The sequence below is a fragment of the Streptomyces sp. NPDC046900 genome (assembly GCF_040644975.1).
Lineage (GTDB): Bacteria > Actinomycetota > Actinomycetes > Streptomycetales > Streptomycetaceae > Streptomyces.
Window position 1 is genome coordinate 427364 of the sequence record NZ_JBEYXD010000002.1, and the last position, 17817, is coordinate 445180.

9 protein-coding genes, 1 tRNA gene and 1 rRNA gene are annotated in these 17817 nt (G+C 69.5%); 1 reads left to right on the plus strand and 10 read right to left on the minus strand.

Translation table 11 applies throughout. From position 1 onward, the window contains the following. Positions 1-5 precede the first annotated feature (5 nt). The 7 genes from ABZ904_RS04020 to ABZ904_RS04050 all read right to left on the minus strand — a co-directional run bounded on the left by ABZ904_RS04020 (position 6) and on the right by ABZ904_RS04050 (position 13410). Positions 6-551, minus strand: coding sequence for a CinA family protein (locus tag ABZ904_RS04020; RefSeq protein ID WP_359397982.1), 546 nt, complete (start codon positions 549-551; stop codon positions 6-8). Beyond that, on the minus strand, positions 548-1351 hold the full coding sequence (pgsA, locus tag ABZ904_RS04025; RefSeq protein WP_359397984.1) for a CDP-diacylglycerol--glycerol-3-phosphate 3-phosphatidyltransferase: 804 nt from the start codon (positions 1349-1351) through the stop codon (positions 548-550). The genes ABZ904_RS04020 and pgsA overlap by 4 nt, the downstream gene beginning before the upstream one ends. Beyond that, positions 1348-2817: a 30S ribosomal protein S12 methylthiotransferase RimO gene (rimO, locus tag ABZ904_RS04030; protein WP_361820977.1), complete on the minus strand. Its 1470-nt coding sequence runs from the start codon at positions 2815-2817 to the stop codon at positions 1348-1350. Before rimO ends, pgsA begins: the two co-directional genes overlap by 4 nt. A 128-nt stretch (positions 2818-2945) precedes the next feature. Beyond that, positions 2946-3815, minus strand: a complete 870-nt coding sequence (locus tag ABZ904_RS04035) for a RodZ domain-containing protein (RefSeq protein ID WP_359397988.1) — start codon at positions 3813-3815, stop codon at positions 2946-2948. A 289-nt stretch (positions 3816-4104) separates the two neighbouring features. After that, positions 4105-6843, minus strand: a complete 2739-nt coding sequence (locus tag ABZ904_RS04040) for a DNA translocase FtsK (protein WP_361820979.1) — start codon at positions 6841-6843, stop codon at positions 4105-4107. Between the two features lie 144 nt (positions 6844-6987). Then, a complete protein-coding gene (locus ABZ904_RS04045; protein ID WP_359397992.1) occupies positions 6988-7671 on the minus strand; it encodes a response regulator in 684 nt (227 codons plus the stop codon). A 276-nt stretch (positions 7672-7947) separates the two neighbouring features. Continuing rightward, entirely contained in the window at positions 7948-13410 is a 5463-nt protein-coding gene (locus ABZ904_RS04050) for a HAMP domain-containing protein (RefSeq protein WP_361820983.1), read from the minus strand. A 376-nt stretch (positions 13411-13786) separates the two neighbouring features. Here ABZ904_RS04050 and ABZ904_RS04055 point away from each other — a divergent pair, with 376 nt between their 5' ends. Further along, positions 13787-16534 (plus strand): SpoIIE family protein phosphatase, encoded by a 2748-nt coding sequence (locus ABZ904_RS04055; protein WP_359397996.1) that lies wholly within the window; start codon positions 13787-13789, stop codon positions 16532-16534. Positions 16535-16620: 86 nt separating this feature from the next. Here ABZ904_RS04055 and ABZ904_RS04060 read toward each other — a convergent pair. The 3 genes from ABZ904_RS04060 to rrf all read right to left on the minus strand — a co-directional run bounded on the left by ABZ904_RS04060 (position 16621) and on the right by rrf (position 17666). Further along, positions 16621-16693 (minus strand) — tRNA-Thr (locus ABZ904_RS04060). Between the two features lie 81 nt (positions 16694-16774). After that, a complete protein-coding gene (locus tag ABZ904_RS04065) occupies positions 16775-17437 on the minus strand; it encodes a DegT/DnrJ/EryC1/StrS family aminotransferase (RefSeq protein WP_359398001.1) in 663 nt (220 codons plus the stop codon). 112 nt (positions 17438-17549) lie between these two features. Beyond that, a 5S ribosomal RNA gene (rrf, locus tag ABZ904_RS04070) occupies positions 17550-17666 on the minus strand. Between the last annotated feature and the right edge of the window lie 151 nt (positions 17667-17817).

Consider the following 17817-nt stretch of genomic DNA (forward strand, 5'->3'; position numbering starts at 1 on the left):
AAACATCAAGTCCCCCCGTTCTGTTCCGTATCCTGTGCCCGCTCATTCCCGATCTGTTCGCCGGTAAGCTCCTTCAGGAGCAATCCGAGTACGCTCCGTACACTCTCCATACGGATTTCCGCGCGGTCACCGTTCAACCGCAGAGCGGCGACTTTCCCGCCCCCGAGTTCGCCGGGCATCTCCGCCGAGGGCCCGTGCACGGCCACGAAGACGGTGCCGACCGGCTGTCCGTCCTGGGGATCCGGACCGGCGACACCGGTCGTCGCGAGCCCCCAGTCGGCCCCGAGCACTTTCCGCACGCCGGCCGCCATCTGGGCCGCCACCTGCGGATCCACCGCCCCGCGCTCATCCAGGAGAGTGCCGTCGACCCCGAGGACATCACGCTTGAGATCGGTGGCGTACGCGGTCACAGAGCCGCGGAAGACCTTGGACGCGCCGGACACCGCCGTGATCTCCGCGGCCACCAGACCACCGGTCAGCGACTCGGCCACAGCGAGGGTCTCACCCCTCACCGTGAGTAGCCGGAGCACTTCGGCGGCCACGGAGTTCACCGCTCGGCCTCCCCGGCCGCGGCCCGGCGCTCGGCGATTCCGCGCCTGCGCAGCACGATGGCCTGTCTCACATAGTCGAGCCCGGTGACGACGGTCAGCACGATCGCCGCGGCCATCACCCAGAACCGCAGGGTCGCGAGCCACCCGGTGAGCGCCAGGACGTACATGCCGACGGCCACGCCCTGGGTGAGTGTCTTCAGCTTGCCGCCGCGGCTCGCCGGGATCACGCCGTAGCGGATCACCAGGAAGCGCAGCAGGGTGATGCCGAGCTCACGGCCGAGAATGACTCCCGTCACCCACCACGGCAGGTCGCCCAGACCGGAAAGGCAGATCAGCGCCGCGCCCATGATCGCCTTGTCCGCGATCGGATCGGCGATCTTCCCGAAGTCGGTGACGAGGTTGTACGTCCGCGCCAGATGCCCGTCGAACAGGTCGGTGATCATGGCGATGGCGAACGCCGCCCAGGCGAGGGAGCGCCACGCCGGGTCGTACCCGCCGCCCGCCAGCATCAGCGCGACGAAGCCCGGGACAAGGAGCAGACGCAGCATCGTCAGGAGGTTGGCGACGTTCCAGACGCTGGCCTGGTTGACCACGACGGCCGTCAGCTTGACGCCCCGCGCCGACCGTGCGCCCTCCTTGGCAGCGTCCGCGTCCGCGTCCGTGCCGCGGGCCGGCAGCCCGGACGGCCCTTTGGCCGCTTCGCCGCCGGACATGGCCGCGGTACCGGGGCCGCCCGGCGAGGTGACCGCCCTGCGCCCACCGGAGGAGCCGCCCGCCGCGGATGCCGGGATTCCCGTCATCTGCCCTCCTCAGGACAGCCGAGCGAGCCCTCGAGCGGCTCGGCCACCAAGTCGACACCTTCCGTACCGACCACCTTCGCCTCGACCATACGGCCCGCCCGCAGGCCCTCGCTCCTCGTGAACAGCACCTGGCCGTCCGTCTCCGGAGCCTGGTGCGCGGCGCGGCCGTAGGCGCCCTCCTCGTCGTCCACCGACTCCACGAGCACCTGCACGGTCTCGCCGAGGCGCTCCTCGGCGCGCTGGGACACGAGCTCCTCAGCCAGGCGGGACACATGGGCGAGCCGCTCGGCGACGACGTCCTGGTCGAGCTTGCCCTCGTAGGTCGCGGCCTCCGTGCCCTCCTCGTCGGAGTAGCCGAAGACACCGATCGCGTCCAGCCGCGCGCCGTTCAGGAAGCGCTCCAGCTCGGCCAGATCGGACTCGCTCTCGCCGGGGAAGCCCACGATGAAGTTGGAGCGCACGCCGGCCTGCGGCGCCTTGCTCCTGATGGTGTCCAGCAACTCCAGGAAGCGGTCGGTGTCGCCGAAGCGCCGCATCGCCCGCAGGACGTCAGGCGCGGAGTGCTGGAAGGACAGGTCGAAGTAGGGCACGACCTTGGGGGTGGAGGTGAGCACGTCGATGAGGCCCGGCCGCATCTCGGCGGGCTGGAGGTAGCTGACGCGAACACGCTCGATGCCGTCGACCTCGGCGAGCTCGGGCAGCAGCGACTCCAGGAGGCGGATGTCACCGAGGTCCTTGCCGTAGGAGGTGTTGTTCTCGGAGACCAGCATGATCTCCTTCACGCCCTGTTCGGCCAGCCACCGTGTCTCGTTCAGCACGTCGCTGGGACGGCGCGAGATAAAGGACCCGCGGAACGAGGGGATGGCGCAGAAGGAGCAGCGCCGGTCGCAGCCGGAGGCGAGCTTCACCGAGGCGACCGGAGAGCCGTCCAGGCGGCGCCGCAGCGGCGCACGGGGACCCGAGGCGGGGGCGACACCCTCCGGAAGGTCGGCCGGACCGTGCCCCGGGAGCGCGACCGAGGAGGCCGACTCCTGTCGCTCCGCCGGACTGATCGGCAGCAGCTTGCGCCGGTCGCGGGGGGTGTGCGAGGCGTGGATGCCGCCGTTCAGAATGGTCTGGAGGCGGTCCGAGATGTCCGCGTAGTCGTCGAAGCCGAGCACGCCGTCGGCCTCCGGCAGGGCCTCCGCGAGCTCCTTGCCGTACCGCTCGGCCATGCAGCCCACCGCCACGACGGCCTGGGTTCTGCCGTGACCCTTGAGGTCGTTGGCCTCCAGCAGGGCGTCGACGGAGTCCTTCTTCGCGGCTTCCACGAAGCCACAGGTGTTCACGACGGCGACGTCGGCGTCCTCGGCATCCTCCACGAGCTGCCAGCCGTCCGCCTCCAAACGGCCTGCGAGCTCCTCCGAGTCCACCTCGTTACGGGCGCAGCCAAGGGTGACGAGTGCGACGGTACGGCGTTCAGGCATGGGCTCTAGACTACTTCGTCCCGCTGACAGCCCACGTCGACGGGGTTGGCCGATCTTGGCCAACCCCGTCGTGTGTGTACCCCTGGGCATCCCGTATGCGCCTGTTCGGGGCGCTCAGCGGCCGTCCGTCAGCCGCTGACGGGGTCGCCCTTCGTGTAGGTCAGGCGCTCGACCTGGCCGGGCTGGAAGTTGTCCTGGATCTGCTTGCCGTTGACGTACAGCTGAACGGCGCCCGCATCACCGAGGACCAGGTCGATCTTCTCCTGGTCCTGGAAGGTCTGCGAGTCGCCCTTCTGGAGCAGTCCGTCGAACAGGGTCCGGCCGCTGTGGTCCTTGGCGGAGATCCAGCTGCGTCCGTCGGTGGCGCTCACCTGGACCGTCACCTTGTCCCGCGGCGCGGCGGCGATGGCGCTGTCGGACGGCGCGGGCTTCTGCTCGGCCGACTTGCTGCTCTTGGGCGTGGGCGAGGCGGGCTTGCCGGTGGTCGGCGTGGAGCCCTCGGCGACCTGCGTCTTGCCACTGTCGTCGCCGCCGGTGCCGTTGACCACCGTGAACGCGACGAAGCCGATCACCGCGACGATCGCCGCGACCATCGCCGCGGTCCAGTTCGGCCCGCGCCGCTCGGGCCGGATGCGTTCCGCGTCGAAGAGCGGGCTCGCGGGTGTCGGGGCGGGCGTTCCGCCGTGCTCGGCGGCGAACTGCTCCAGCAGGGGAGCCGGGTCGAGGTGCACCTCGCGGGCGAGCGTGCGAATGTGACCGCGCGCGTAGACGTCGCCGCCGCAGGGGCCGAAATTGTCCTGTTCGATCGCTTGCACGATGGCGGCACGGACGCGGGTGGCGTTGCTGACGTCGTCGACGGTCAGCCCGGCCGCGATGCGCGCCTCTTGCAGGGCCCGGCCGATCGAAGGGCGCTCCGACGCGGTGGCGTCTTCGCGGTCGTCTTCGAACGGACGTGCGTCTTCAGGGGAGTTGCCGTCAGAGGAGTTGCCGATGGACACGGGGGCGCCTTTCGAGCGTTCAGCCACCTGTGCTGGAAGTTCAGTCTAGGGGGGGTACGAAAGGGTGGGGCAACCGGGCGGTGAGACTTTGTACGCCATCAGAATGGCCGGTCATCCTGATGGCGGGAGATATACCTGCCCCTCCCTCAACTTGACGTGCGTCCAAGGGAAACGGTTGCTCACGGCTCGCTTACGAGTGGGTCACGGCCGAGGAGTCGGGCGCGCCACAGGCGCGGACGGACTCACTCGGGCAGCCCACTCGTCCGGCGAACCGGGACCGCCCGGATCCCTACGGTTGAGACTCCCCACGGATCAGGGCGAGCACTCCGTCCAGTTCGTCAGGTTTCACCAGAACGTCGCGCGCCTTGGAGCCCTCGCTCGGACCGACGATGTTGCGCGACTCCATGAGGTCCATCAGCCGTCCCGCCTTGGCGAAGCCGACGCGCAGCTTGCGCTGGAGCATCGAGGTGGACCCGAACTGCGTGGAGACCACCAGTTCGGCCGCCTGGCACAGAAGGTCGAGATCGTCGCCGATGTCCTCGTCGATCTCCTTCTTCTGCTTGCTGCCGACCGTGACGTCGTCCCGGAAGACGGGCGCCATCTGCTCCTTGCAGTGCCGGACGACCGCCGCGACCTCCTCCTCGGTCACGAAGGCGCCCTGCATACGGGTCGGCTTGTTCGCGCCCATCGGCAGGAAGAGCCCGTCGCCCTTGCCGATGAGCTTCTCGGCGCCGGGCTGGTCGAGGATGACGCGCGAGTCGGCCAGGGACGAGGTGGCGAAGGCGAGCCGGGAGGGCACGTTCGCCTTGATCAGACCGGTCACGACGTCCACGGACGGCCGCTGGGTGGCGAGCACCAGGTGGATGCCCGCGGCACGCGCGAGCTGGGTGATGCGCACGATCGCGTCCTCGACGTCGCGCGGTGCGACCATCATCAGGTCGGCCAGCTCGTCGACGATCACCAGCAGATACGGGTAGGGCTGCAGCTCGCGTTCACTGCCCTCGGGCGCCTTGACCTTGCCGTCCCTGATCGCGGCGTTGAAGTCGTCGATGTGCCGGAAGCCGTACGCCGCCAGGTCGTCGTACCTGAGGTCCATCTCCCGCACCACCCACTGGAGCGCCTCGGCGGCTCGCTTCGGGTTGGTGATGATCGGTGTGATCAGATGCGGAATGCCCTCGTACGCGGTCAACTCGACGCGCTTGGGGTCGACCAGGACCAGGCGCACGTCCTCCGGGGTCGCCCGCATCATGATCGAGGTGATCAGGCAGTTGATGCACGACGACTTGCCGGACCCGGTGGCGCCGGCGACAAGCATGTGCGGCATCTTCGCCATGTTCGCCATCACATAGCCGCCCTCGACGTCCTTGCCGAGCGCGACCAGCATCGGATGGTCGTCCTCCGCGGCCTCCGCCAGACGGAGCACATCACCGAGGTTGACCATCTCCCGGTCGGTGTTCGGGATCTCGATGCCGACCGCGGACTTGCCGGGGATCGGGCTGATGATCCGAACGTCGGGACTGGCGACCGCGTAGGCGATGTTCTTGGTCAGGGCGGTGATCCGCTCGACCTTCACGGCGGGGCCGAGCTCGACCTCGTACCGGGTGACCGTCGGGCCGCGGGTGAAGCCGGTGACGGCCGCGTCGACCTTGAACTCGGTGAAGACGTTCGTGAGCGAGGCGACCACCGCGTCGTTGGCGGCGCTGCGCGCCTTGCCGGGCCCGCCGCGCTCGAGGAGGTCCAGGGACGGCAGCGCGTAGGTGATGTCGCCGGAGAGCTGGAGCTGCTCGGCGCGCGGCGGGAGGTCCCGGTGCTCCGGGGGCGTCGACTTGGTCAGGTCGGGCACCGTGGAGCCGGTCGGGAGCTTCTCCTGCTTCGGGCGCGCGGCCGGTACCGGCGTCGGTGTCGGCTCCGCGCGGTCGCCCACGCTCACGCCCTGCGTGAGGTCGGCGACGATCGGGGACGGCGGCATGCCGTGCAGGACGGCCCCGTCCAGGGCGGCAGCGGCGGCAGCGGCGACGTCCACGGCGTCCATCTCCCGGCCCAGGGCGGGCTGCACGGAGGGACGGCGTGGGCGGCCGCGGCGGCGGAACAGGGCCTCCTGCTCGGCGCCGTCCGGGTTGTACTCCTCGGGAGCGGGCTCGCGCCGCCGGGAGCGGGGCAGCGCCTCGCGCCACTGGTCGTCGTAGCGTTCGTCGTCGTCGGTGAAGGCGTCGTCGTCCTCGAGGTCGTGCAGGATCCCGAGCTTCACGCCGAGCCGCCGCAGCCGCTGCGGGATGGCGGTCACGGGCGTGGCGGTGACCACGAGCAGACCGAAGAACGTGAGCAGGACGAGCAGCGGTACGGCGAGGGCGTCGCCCATCGTGTGCGTCAGCGGGGTGGCCGCGGCCCAGCCGATGAGCCCGCCGGCGTCCCTTATGGCCTGCATGCCGTCGCTGCGCGCGGGCTCGCCGCAGGCGATGTGCACCTGGCCGAGCACGCCCATCACCAGGGCGGACAGACCGATGACGATGCGGCCGTTGGCCTCCGGCCGCTCCGGGTGCAGGATCAGGCGCACGGCGATCGCGCCCAGCAGCAGCGGCAAGAGCAGGTCCAGGCGGCCGAAGGCGCCGGTCACCAGAATCTCGACGAGGTCGCCGACAGGGCCCCGCAGACTGGCCCAGGTGCCCGCGGCGACGATCAGCGAGAGAGCGAGCAGCAGCAGCGCGAGGCCGTCCTTGCGATGCGCCGGGTCGAGCCCCTTCGCGCCCCGCCCTATGCCGCGCAGCATGGCCCCGACGGCGTGCGCGAGCCCGAGCCACAGGGCGCGTACGAGTCGGTACACGCCCCCGGTCGGGCTGGGCGCCGGCGCGGGGGCGGGCTTCTTCGCCGCGGCCTTCCGCGCAGGCGCCTTCTTCGCGGCGGCTTTCTTCGCGGGGGCCTGCTTCGCCGAAGCCTTCCTCGGAGCGGCCGCCTTCTTCGCCGGCGACTTCTTGGCTGCGGGACGTGAGGCCATGGGTGTGAGATTACCGGTGGAGGCGACAGGTGACACGCGTGCCCACTGCTTCACCCGTTCGTGTCGCTCGGGGCATGGCACCGAACTGACGCGGAATCAACGGTGGGCCAAACACAGTGGATCCGGGCCGCCCCGCGCAAGCGCCTCTCGGCGCGCGGGGCAACCCGTGGACCACCTGGCTCAGTTCTGGGACGGCACGGATGCGGCGCCGCTGCCAGCGCCCGGCTCAAGGGCGTCCAGCGCCCTGCGCAGGCCCGTGAGTTTGCGTTCGAGATGGGCCGCGGTCGCCACCGCCGCCGCGTCCGCCGAGTCGTCGTCGAGCTGCTTGGACAGCGCCTCGGCCTGCTCCTCGACCGCCGCGAGCCGCGCCGACAGCTCGGCGAGGAGTCCGGCGGGCTCCTTGCTCTCCCCGGCCGCGGACTTGCCGCCGCCTTCCAACTGGAGCCGCAGCAGAGCCGCCTGCTCGCGCAGCTGGCAGTTCTTCATGTAGAGCTCGACGAACACCGAGACCTTGGCGCGCAGCACCCACGGGTCGAACGGCTTGGAGATGTAGTCCACCGCACCCGCCGCATACCCCCGGAAGGTGTGGTGCGGGCCGTGGTTGATGGCGGTCAGGAAGATGATCGGAATGTCCCTGGTCCGCTCGCGCCGCTTGATGTGCGCGGCGGTCTCGAAACCGTCCATTCCCGGCATCTGCACGTCCAGCAGAATCACCGCGAAGTCGTCCGTCAGCAGCGCCTTGAGCGCTTCCTCCCCGGACGATGCCCTGACCAGCGTCTGATCGAGCGCGGAGAGGATGGCCTCCAGCGCCAGCAGATTCTCCGGCCGGTCATCGACCAGGAGGATCTTGGCCTTCTGCACCATGGCCCGCCCTCCTCGCCCCGGCTTGGGGCCTCCCCTGTCCTCAGGACTCGAGGTGACGCCGCCCGACGTCACCCCAGGGGACGACTCCCTTGCGCCGCCCGTCCTTGTGCCGGTCATCGTAGCCGCACCCCGCCTGTCGCCACACCCTGTCACCGCGATGTCACTGTGCACATAGCAGAAACGCAGCAGGAGACCAGAAGGTTCCCCCTGCACCGCACTTCTACACGGCCCCGGTCGCACTCACTCAGCAACTCCGAGTGAACATTCAGGATTACGTCACTCCTCACGCATCCACTGTTCCATCACGGACAGCAGATGATCGGGGTCCACCGGCTTGGTCACATAGTCCGAGGCGCCCGATTCGATGGCCTTCTCCCGGTCGCCCTTCATGGCCTTCGCGGTCAGTGCGATGATCGGCAGCCCCGCGAACTGCGGCATCCGCCGGATCGCCGTCGTCGTGGCGTACCCGTCCATCTCGGGCATCATGATGTCCATCAGGACGACCGCGACATCGTCGTGCTGTTCCAGGACCTCGATGCCCTCGCGGCCGTTCTCGGCGTACAGCACCGACAGTCCGTGCTGCTCGAGGACACTGGTGAGCGCGAACACGTTGCGGATGTCGTCGTCGACGATCAGCACCTTCTCGCTGGCGAACCGCACGCCCTGCCGGGGCACGACCCGCTCCTGCTGGTCCGCGGACCACGGCTCCTCCGCGCCGGACCGCTGCGCGCCCGCGGAGACCGCCCTGCGCCTGCGCCTGAACAGCGCCGCAGGCCCGTTCTGGGTCTCCTGGTACGACTTCACCTCGGCCGGGGTCTCGATGCCCGACGCGGCGCGCTCCGCCTCGGACGCCAGCAGCTCGTCGGCCTCCATGGCGGGCGCGAGCTGCGAGTAGCCGTGCGGCGGCAGCTCGCTCGGGTGCAGCGGCAGGTACAGCGTGAACGTCGAGCCGCGTCCGGGCTCGCTCTGCGCATGGATCTCGCCGCCGAGCAGCCGCGCGATCTCCCGCGAGATGGACAGTCCCAGACCCGTACCGCCGTACTTGCGGCTCGTGGTGCCGTCCGCCTGCTTGAACGCCTCGAAGATCACCCGCATCTTGCTGGCCGCGATGCCGATGCCCGTGTCGGCCACGGAGAACGCGATCACCTCGGCGTCCGAGTCGCGCAGCGAGCCGGACTCCAGCAACTGCTCCCGGATGGCCACGGGGACATCGGCGCGGGCGGGCCGGATGACCAGCTCCACGGCCCCTGTGTCGGTGAACTTCACCGCGTTGGACAAGAGGTTGCGCAGCACCTGCAGGAGGCGCTGCTCGTCGGTGTGCAGCGTGGCGGGCAGCTCCGGGGAGACCCGTACGGAGAAGTCGAGCCCCTTCTCCGCGGTCAGCGGCCGGAAGGTGGCCTCCACGTAGTCGACGAGCTGGACGAGCGCGATACGCGTCGGCGAGACGTCCATCTTCCCCGCCTCGACCTTCGACAGGTCGAGGATGTCGTTGATCAGCTGGAGCAGGTCGGAGCCAGCGCCGTGGATGGTCTCGGCGAACTCGACCTGCTTCGGCGAGAGGTTGCCCTCGGCGTTGTCGGCGAGCAACTTGGCCAGAATCAGCAGGGAGTTGAGCGGCGTACGCAGCTCGTGCGACATGTTGGCGAGGAACTCGCTCTTGTAGCGCATGGAGACGGCGAGCTGCTCGGCGCGCTCCTCCAGGACCTGCCGCGCCTCCTCGATCTCGGTGTTCTTGACCTCGATGTCGCGGTTCTGCTGGGCCAGCAGCTCGGCCTTGTCCTCCAGTTCGGCGTTGGACGCCTGGAGCGCCTTCTGCCGCTGCTCCAACTCCTCCGACCGCAGCCGGAGTTGCTCGGTCAGCTCCTGCGACTGCTTCAGCAGCACCTCGGTCTTGGTGTTGACGGAGATGGTGTTGACGCTCGTCGCGATCATCTCGGCGATCTGGTTGAGGAAGTCCTTCTGGATCTGCGTGAACGGCGTGAAGGACGCGAGCTCGATGACACCGAGCACCTTCGCCTCGAAGAGCACGGGAAGGACGATCACCTGCGCGGGCGGCGCCTCGCCGAGCCCGGAGGAGATCTTCAGATAGCCGCTCGGCGCGTTCTCCACCAGGATCGTGCGCCTCTCCATGGCGGCCGTGCCGATGAGCGCCTCACCCGGCCGGAACGACGTCGGCATGGAGCCCATGGAGTAGCCGTACGAGCCCAGCATGCGCAGTTCGTAGGCGTCGTCCGCGTCGGTGCCCAGGTCCTTGCCGTCGACGAGCGGCATGGCGAGGAAGAACGCGCCGTGCTGGGCGGAGACCACCGGCGTCAGCTCGCTCATGATGAGCGAGGCCACGTCCTCCAGATCGCGCCGGCCCTGCATGAGAGCGGAGATGCGGGCCAGGTTGCCCTTGAGCCAGTCCTGCTCCTTGTTGGCGATCGTGGTGTCGCGCAGGTTGGCGATCATCTTGTTGATGTAGTCCTGCAGCTCCTGGATCTCGCCGGAGGCGTCCACATCGATCTTCAGATTGAGGTCGCCGCGGGTCACCGCGGTCGCCACGCGCGCGATGGCGCGCACCTGCCGGGTCAGGTTCCCGGCCATCTCGTTCACCGACTCGGTCAGGTCGCGCCAGGTGCCGTCGACGTCCCGGACGCGGGCCTGGCCGCCGAGCTGCCCCTCCGTACCCACCTCGCGGGCCACGCGGGTGACCTCCTCGGCGAAGGAGGACAGCTGGTCGACCATCGTGTTGATGGTGGTCTTCAGCTCGAGGATCTCGCCGCGCGCGTCGATGTCGATCTTCTTGGTCAGATCACCCTTCGCGATGGCCGTGGTGACCATGGCGATGTTGCGCACCTGGCCGGTCAGGTTGGACGCCATCTGGTTCACGGACTCGGTGAGGTCCTTCCAGGTGCCGGCCACACCCGGTACGTGCGCCTGACCCCCCAGGATGCCGTCCGTGCCCACCTCACGGGCCACCTTGGTGACCTGGTCGGCGAACGAGCTCAGCGTCTTCACCATCGTGTTGAAGGTGTCAGCCAGCTGCGCGACCTCGCCGCGCGCCTCGATCGTCACCGTCCGCGTCAGGTCACCGTTGGCGACGGCCGCCGCGACCTGCGAGATGTTGCGCACCTGCGTGGTCAGGTTGTTGGCCATGAGGTTGACGTTGTCGTTGAGGTCCTTCCAGATCCCCGTGACCCCGGGGACGTGCGCCTGGCCGCCCAGGATGCCCTCGGTGCCCACCTCGCGGGCCACCCGCGTCACCTGCTCAGCGAAGGACGACAGCTGGTCGACCATCGTGTTGACGGTGGTGACGAGTTCGAGGATCTCGCCCTTGGCGTCGACGGTGATCTTCTTGGACAGGTCACCCTTGGCGACCGCCGTCGTGACCTCGGCGATGTTGCGCACCTGGATGGTCAGGTTGTTCGCCATGAAATTCACGGACTGCGTGAGGTCCTTCCAGGTGCCGGAGACACCCTGGACCTCGGCCTGGCCGCCGAGGATGCCCTCGGTGCCCACCTCGCGGGCGACCCGGGTCACCTGCTCCGCGAAGTTGGAGAGCTGGTCCACCATCGTGTTGAGGGTGTTCTTCAGCTCCAGGATCTCGCCGCGCGCGTCCACGTCGATCTTCTGCGACAGGTCACCGCGGGCAACCGCCGTCGCGACCTGCGCGATGTTGCGCACCTGGGTGGTGAGGTTGCCGGCCATGCCGTTGACGGAGTCGGTGAGGTCACGCCACACACCGGCCACACCAGGCACTTGCGCCTGACCGCCCAGCCGGCCCTCCGTACCCACCTCGCGGGCCACCCGGGTCACCTGCTCCGCGAAGGCGGAGAGCTGGTCCACCAGGTTGTTGATGGTGTTCTTCAGCTCCAGGATCTCGCCGCGCGCGTCCACGTCGATCTTCTGCGACAGGTCACCGCGGGCAACCGCCGTCGTCACCTGGGCGATCTGCCGCACCTGCGAGGTGAGGTTGCCCGCCATGAAGTTGACGGAGTCGGTGAGTTCCTTCCAGGTGCCGCTGACGCCCGGCACCACGGCCTGGCCGCCGAGGCGGCCCTCGGTGCCGACGTCCCGGGCCATGCGCGTGACCTGCTCGGCGAAGTTCGAGAGCTGGTCCACCATCGTGTTCACGGTGTTCTTCAGCTGAAGCATCTCGCCGGACACATCCACGGTGACCTTCTGCGACAGATCGCCGTTGGCCACCGCCGTCGTCACCTGGGCGATGTTCCTCACCTGTCCGGTGAGATTCCGGAACGCGGTGTTGACGGAGTCCGTGAGGTCCTTCCAGGTGCCGGCGGCACCCGGGACCTGCGCCTGGCCGCCCAGCTCACCCTCGACCCCGACCTCCCGCGCCACGCGCGTGACCTCGGAACCGAAGGCGGACAACTGGTCCACCATCCCGTTGACGGTGTTCTTCAGCTCCAGCATCTCGCCGGCGACGTCGACGGTGACCTTCTGCGACAGGTCACCGCTGGCCACCGCCGTCGTCACGGCGGCGATGTCCCTCACCTGAGTGGTCAGGTTCCGGAAGACCGTGTTCACCGAATCGGTGAGGTCTTTCCACGTTCCCGCCGCACCCGGCACATTCGCCTGACCGCCGAGCCGGCCCTCGCCACCGACCTCGTTGGCGACGCGGGTGACCTCGTCCGCGAACGTGCGCAGCGTCTCGGTCATCTGGTTGATCGTCTCGGCCAGCTGCGCGACCTCGCCGCGCGCCGAGACGGTCACCTTCTGCGACAGGTCGCCGTTGGCGACCGCGGTCGTGACCTGGGCGATCCCGCGCACCTGAGCCGTCAGGTTGCCGGCCATGAGGTTCACCGAATCGGTGAGGTCCTTCCACACGCCGGCCACACCGGGCACCTGCGCCTGGCCGCCCAGCTCGCCCTCGGTACCCACCTCACGGGCGACGCGGGTCACCTCGGAGGAGAAGGAGGAGAGCTGGTCCACCATCGTGTTGACGGTTTCCTTCAGCTCCAGCATCTCGCCGGCCACGTGAACCGTGACCTTACGGGACAGATCGCCCTTGGCGACCGCCGTGGTCACCAGCGCGATGTCCCGCACCTGTGCCGTCAGCCGGTACGCCATGGTGTTGACCGAATCCGTGAGGTCCTTCCACGAACCGGACATACCGCGCACCCGGGCCTGCCCACCCAGCTTGCCCTCGGTGCCCACCTCGCTGGCGACCCGCGTGACCTCGTCGGTGAACGTCGACAGCTGATCGACCAGGTTGTTGACCGTGCGCCCGACCTTCAGGAACTCCCCGCGCAGCGGATGCCCGGTCACCTCCGGCCCCGGAGCCCGCAGTTCCATGCGCGGCGAGAGGTCGCCCTCCGCCACCGCCGAGAGCACCCGGCTGACCTCGGAGACAGGACGGGCGAGATCGTCCACGAGCGCATTGGAGGCGTCGATCGCGGACGCCCAGGAGCCCTCGCACGCCCCCGTCTCCAGCCGCTCCGTGAGCTTGCCCTCACGTCCGACCATGCGCCGTACCCGCGCCAGTTCCCCGGTCAGGTGCAGGTTCCGGTCGGCGACCTCGTTGAACACGGCGGCGATCTCGGCCATCACGCCGTCGCCGGTGACCGTGAGGCGCTTCCGGAAATTGCCGTCCCGCATCGACACCAGAGCCGCCAGCAGCCGGTTCAGCTCCGCCGTGTCGACCGGGGTGGTGCCATTGCGCGCTTTGCGCTGGTTACTCAGGGACTGTCCGCCTTTTGCGCGCGGCTTCGTGCCCCGCGTCGCTGCGCCAGACTCCACTGTGTCCCTCCCGCAGGGGTCGACCATCACTGCTGTGCTCAGGATGACCGCTCGACTTACCGGTCACTGGTGCTTGGTGCCGCCCGATGCACGGGAAGCACGCGCGTGCTCCTGCCCGGAACGGCCCAAGACACTCGGCCGTCCGGACCTCCACATGGAAGCTTGCCCAGTGTTTCACCATGCCTGAACCAGGCCATAACAGTTCGGCAGCTTCGCACACGCTCCGCACACCCTCAGGACGTAAACACTCGCGACCGGCATCCGCATGGACGGCGAAGGTAAGTAACCTTGCATCCGGCTGTCCAGCCGTACCGGTCCGACCGGCCTGGGCGGTCACATGAGCACGAGCGGGCAGGCATCGGAGGGGCGCCGCACCATGACCACCGGACTGCATCCCGGGGGACCACCCCAGGATCCCCGGCACGCGAGGAACCAGCAACTGCCTCGGCAGGAGCGGGTCGGCCCGGCAGCCCCGCACGTCGAGACCCGGACGAGGAGTTCTGTGATCACCGCGCGCGCGGCCGCCAGCTTCGAGCCCGTCGGACGATCCGTCGCGACCGCCCGGTCCTTCGTCCGGGACACCCTCCAGGGGTGGGGCTTCGCCGACATCGTCGACGACGCCGTCGTCCTCACCAGCGAGCTGGTCACCAACGCCGTCGTCCACGCGGGCACGGCCGCGGACGTCCTGTGTCTGCGCAGTGACGACGGCGTGCGCATCGAGGTCGCCGACCGCTATCCGGAACGCGAGATCCCGCTGCAGACGACCGCCATCAACATGGGAGGCCCCGACCGCGAGGGCGGTCGCGGCCTCCAGCTGTGCGCCGCCCTGGCCGGCCGCTGGGGAGTCGAGTACACACCCACGCGCAAACAGGTCTGGTTCCAGCTGGACCTGCCCGAGCGCCCGGTGGGCACCCGCAGTGCGGGCCCCGCACTGCCCGCGGACCTCCTTCCGCTCGCCGACGGCCGGGTCCGCGTCGCGGTCGTCCAGATCGACCGCATCGGCTCCATCACCGCCTGGAACGAGGACGCGGAGGAACTGTTCGGGTACCCCGCCGAGCAGGTCACCGGCAAGCCGCTCACCGACCTGACGGCCTGGCCGCACACCCCCGGCACCGGAACAGGCGTCGCCGAGGCCCTGCAGCTCTCCCGCTGGGAGGGCAGCTACGGCATCCGCGCGGCGGACGGCCGAGTGACCCCCGTCTACGCCTCTCACCTGCGCGTACGCGACACGGCGGGCGAACCGTCCACGGTGTGTCTGCTGGTACGCGACCACGAGCGCGCCGTCCTGCAGACCCCGATGCGCGGAGCGGCCCCCGACACGACGACCGCCACCGACGGCAAGGCCACCGACCCCTTCGAAGTCTTCATCGGCTCCCCGGCCCCCGACGACCTCGACGGTCTGCTCCAGCGCACCGTGGAGCGCGCCCGCGACATGCTGGACGGCGACGCGGCCTTCCTCCTCCTCGCCACCGACGACGAGACGGAGCTGGAGGTCCGCGCCTCCACCGGCCTGCCCTCCGCCCGCCAGCGCTTCGCCCGCGTCCCCGTGGAGGCCGGCCCCGGCCGCTACGGCTCGGCCCGCATGCCGGCCGTCCATGACGACCTGGCAGCCGTACCGGGCGCGGTGCCCCTGCTGGGCGGGACGGGCATGCGCTCGGTGGTGACGGTCCCGCTGAAGGTGGAGGGCCGGCTCACCGGCTCCCTCGGTGTCGCGGCCGAGGCGTCCTCCCGCTACTCCAACGAGGAGGCGCTGCGCCTGCAGTTCGCGGCCGACCGCATCGCCCTCGCCGTCGAATCGGCCCGCCTCGGCGAACTGGAACGGCTGCGCCGCGGCTCACTGAGTTTCCTGGTCGAAGCCTCCGACCTCCTCGCGGGCACCCTGGACCGCGACCAGACGCTGGCCCTCATGGCCCAGATGACCATCCCGACGCTGGCCACCTGGTGCGCGGTGTACACGATCGCCGACCAGGCCTCGGAGCCGTACCTCTCCTACGTCCTGCACGAGGACGAGGAACGCATCGACGGCCTCAAGGCCCTCCTGTCGAAGATCCCGCCGCCGGACCCGATCCCGACGCCGGGCGCCAGGGTCTGGCCGGCCCCCGGCGACGAAGCCCACCGGGCGGCGCTGCGCACCTCCATGCGGAGCCTCGGCCTGGGCGAGCCGCCCACGGTCAGCTCCGGCATCGGGACGACGCTCGCGACGGCCTCGGCGGTCGGCGGCGAAACGGTCGTACTGCCCCTGGTGGCGCGCAACCGCGTCATCGGCATGCTGACGCTGGGCAAGCCGACGGACGAGCACTTCCGCCAGGAGATCCTGGAACTGGCCGAGGACCTGAGCCGCCGGGCCGCCCTGGCCCTGGACAACGCCCGGCTGTACTCGGAGCGCACGGCCATCAGCCAGTCCCTCCAGCGCAGCCTGCTCCCGCCGGAACTGCCTCACGTCGACGGCGTCGAGGTCGAGGTCATCTACCGCGCGGCCGGTGAGGGCAACGAGGTCGGCGGCGACTTCTACGACCTCTTCCCGATCCGCGACGGCGCCTACGGCTTCGCCATCGGTGACGTTTGCGGTACGGGCCCGGAGGCGGCGGCGGTGACCGGCCTGGCCCGCCACGCCCTGCGCCTGCTGGCCCGCGAGGGCTTCGGCGGACCGGCGGTCCTGCAGCGCCTCAATTCCGCGATCCTCGACGAGGGCGCCCGCAGTCGCTTCCTGACGCTCCTCTACGGCGAGTTGTGGCCGCAGGAGGACGGCAGCGCGGTCCTGAAGGTGGTCTGCGCCGGCCACCCGCTCCCGCTCCGGCTGCGTCAGGACGGGACGGTGGAGCCGGCCGCCGAGCCGCAGCCGCTCCTCGGTGTCATGGACGACCTGGAGCTGTACGAGCAGACGGTGACGCTCGATCCGGGCGACGTCCTGCTGTGCGTCACGGACGGCGTCACGGAACGCCGCGAGGGCACGCGCATGTTGGGCGACGACGGACTCACGGACGTCCTGACGACCTGCACGGGCCTGACGGCGGGAGCGGTGGCGGCGCGCATCATGCGCGCGGTGGAGCGCTTCGCGTCCGACGCCCCGTCCGACGACATGGCGATCCTCGCCATGCGCGTGCCGGGCCTTCCGAAGGAGTGACCTGGAGCCCGGGAACTTCCCGGGCTCCCTTTAGGAGTTCACGACATCAAAAAGGCCTCGCCCTTATGGGCGAGGCCTTTTCTCTGAGCCCCCAAACGGAATCGAACCGTTGACCTTCTCCTTACCATGGAGACGCTCTGCCGACTGAGCTATAGGGGCCGGTCACCTTTTGAGGTCTCCCTCGCGGCAACGGATCAGATCATACCCCGAACTGGCGTGTGCCCCAACCACAAGCCCTGGTCAGAAGGCGGGCTGCAGCAGCCCGCCCAGGGCGTTGCACGCGGAGACGATCCGGTTCATCTCCCGCTTGGTCAGCGACGCGTCCACCGGCAGCGAGAGCGTCTCATCGGCGGCGCGCTCGGTTTCCGGAAGGCACACATCGCGCCGGAAGTCCGGCATCCGGTGCACCGGAGTCTTCACCGGAACCCGGCAGTCAACTCCCCTGGCCCGCACCGCCCGTGCGAAGGCGTCCCGGTCCGGCCGGCCGTTGCCCGGCACACGCACCACGTACTGCTGATAGGTGTGGCCGCCGCTGCTCTCGGGCGTCCACACGCCTCGCAGCCGCCGGTCGAGGTACGCCGCCCGCTCACGCCGCTGCGCGACCTCGGCATACGGCGTCTCGGACTCCCCCTGCTCCAGCACCAGGAGCCCGTGCCGCTGACCGAGCTCGTGCAGGCCCGCGATGTCGGCCGGCCGCCCGAAGCGATGGACGACGACCACCGCGGCGGTCTGCGAGGAGACCACGGCCTCGACGGCCGCAGGGTCCAGGCAGTACGTCGCCGGAGCTATGTCGGCGAAGACCGGGGTCGCACCGGCCAGGGTCACGGCCTCGACAACCTCGATGTTCCCGAACGACGGCACGACGACCTCGTCACCATGGCCGACGCCCGCGGCCTTGAGCATTCCAGCAGTACCCATGGCTCGGATGCTGATGCGGCAAAGTGAACGCAATGTGACACGCAACGCAAAAGAGCGGGTCCCCGAACCGAAGTTCGGGGACCCGCTCTGAAGATTTGTTCGGCGGCGTCCTACTCTCCCACAGGGTCCCCCCTGCAGTACCATCGGCGCTGTAAGGCTTAGCTTCCGGGTTCGAAATGTAACCGGGCGTTTCCCTCACGCTATGGCCACCGAAACACTATGAAACAGACAACCCGCCCAGCACTCAGGGTGCGGGGATTGTTCGTGGTTTCAGAACCAACACAGTGGACGCGAGCAACTGAGGACAAGCCCTCGGCCTATTAGTACCGGTCACCTCCACACGTTACCGTGCTTCCAGATCCGGC

Excerpts from the sequence above, each read along its gene's own strand:
- pgsA (WP_359397984.1), bottom strand. The coding sequence starts at position 1,351 with ATGACGGGAATCCCGGCATCCGCGGCGGGCGGCTCCTCCGGTGGGCGC.
- rimO (WP_361820977.1), bottom strand. The coding sequence starts at position 2,817 with ATGCCTGAACGCCGTACCGTCGCACTCGTCACCCTTGGCTGCGCCCGT.
- ABZ904_RS04045 (WP_359397992.1), bottom strand. The coding sequence starts at position 7,671 with ATGGTGCAGAAGGCCAAGATCCTCCTGGTCGATGACCGGCCGGAGAAT.
- ABZ904_RS04055 (WP_359397996.1), top strand. The coding sequence starts at position 13,787 with ATGACCACCGGACTGCATCCCGGGGGACCACCCCAGGATCCCCGGCAC.
- ABZ904_RS04065 (WP_359398001.1), bottom strand. The coding sequence starts at position 17,437 with ATGCTCAAGGCCGCGGGCGTCGGCCATGGTGACGAGGTCGTCGTGCCG.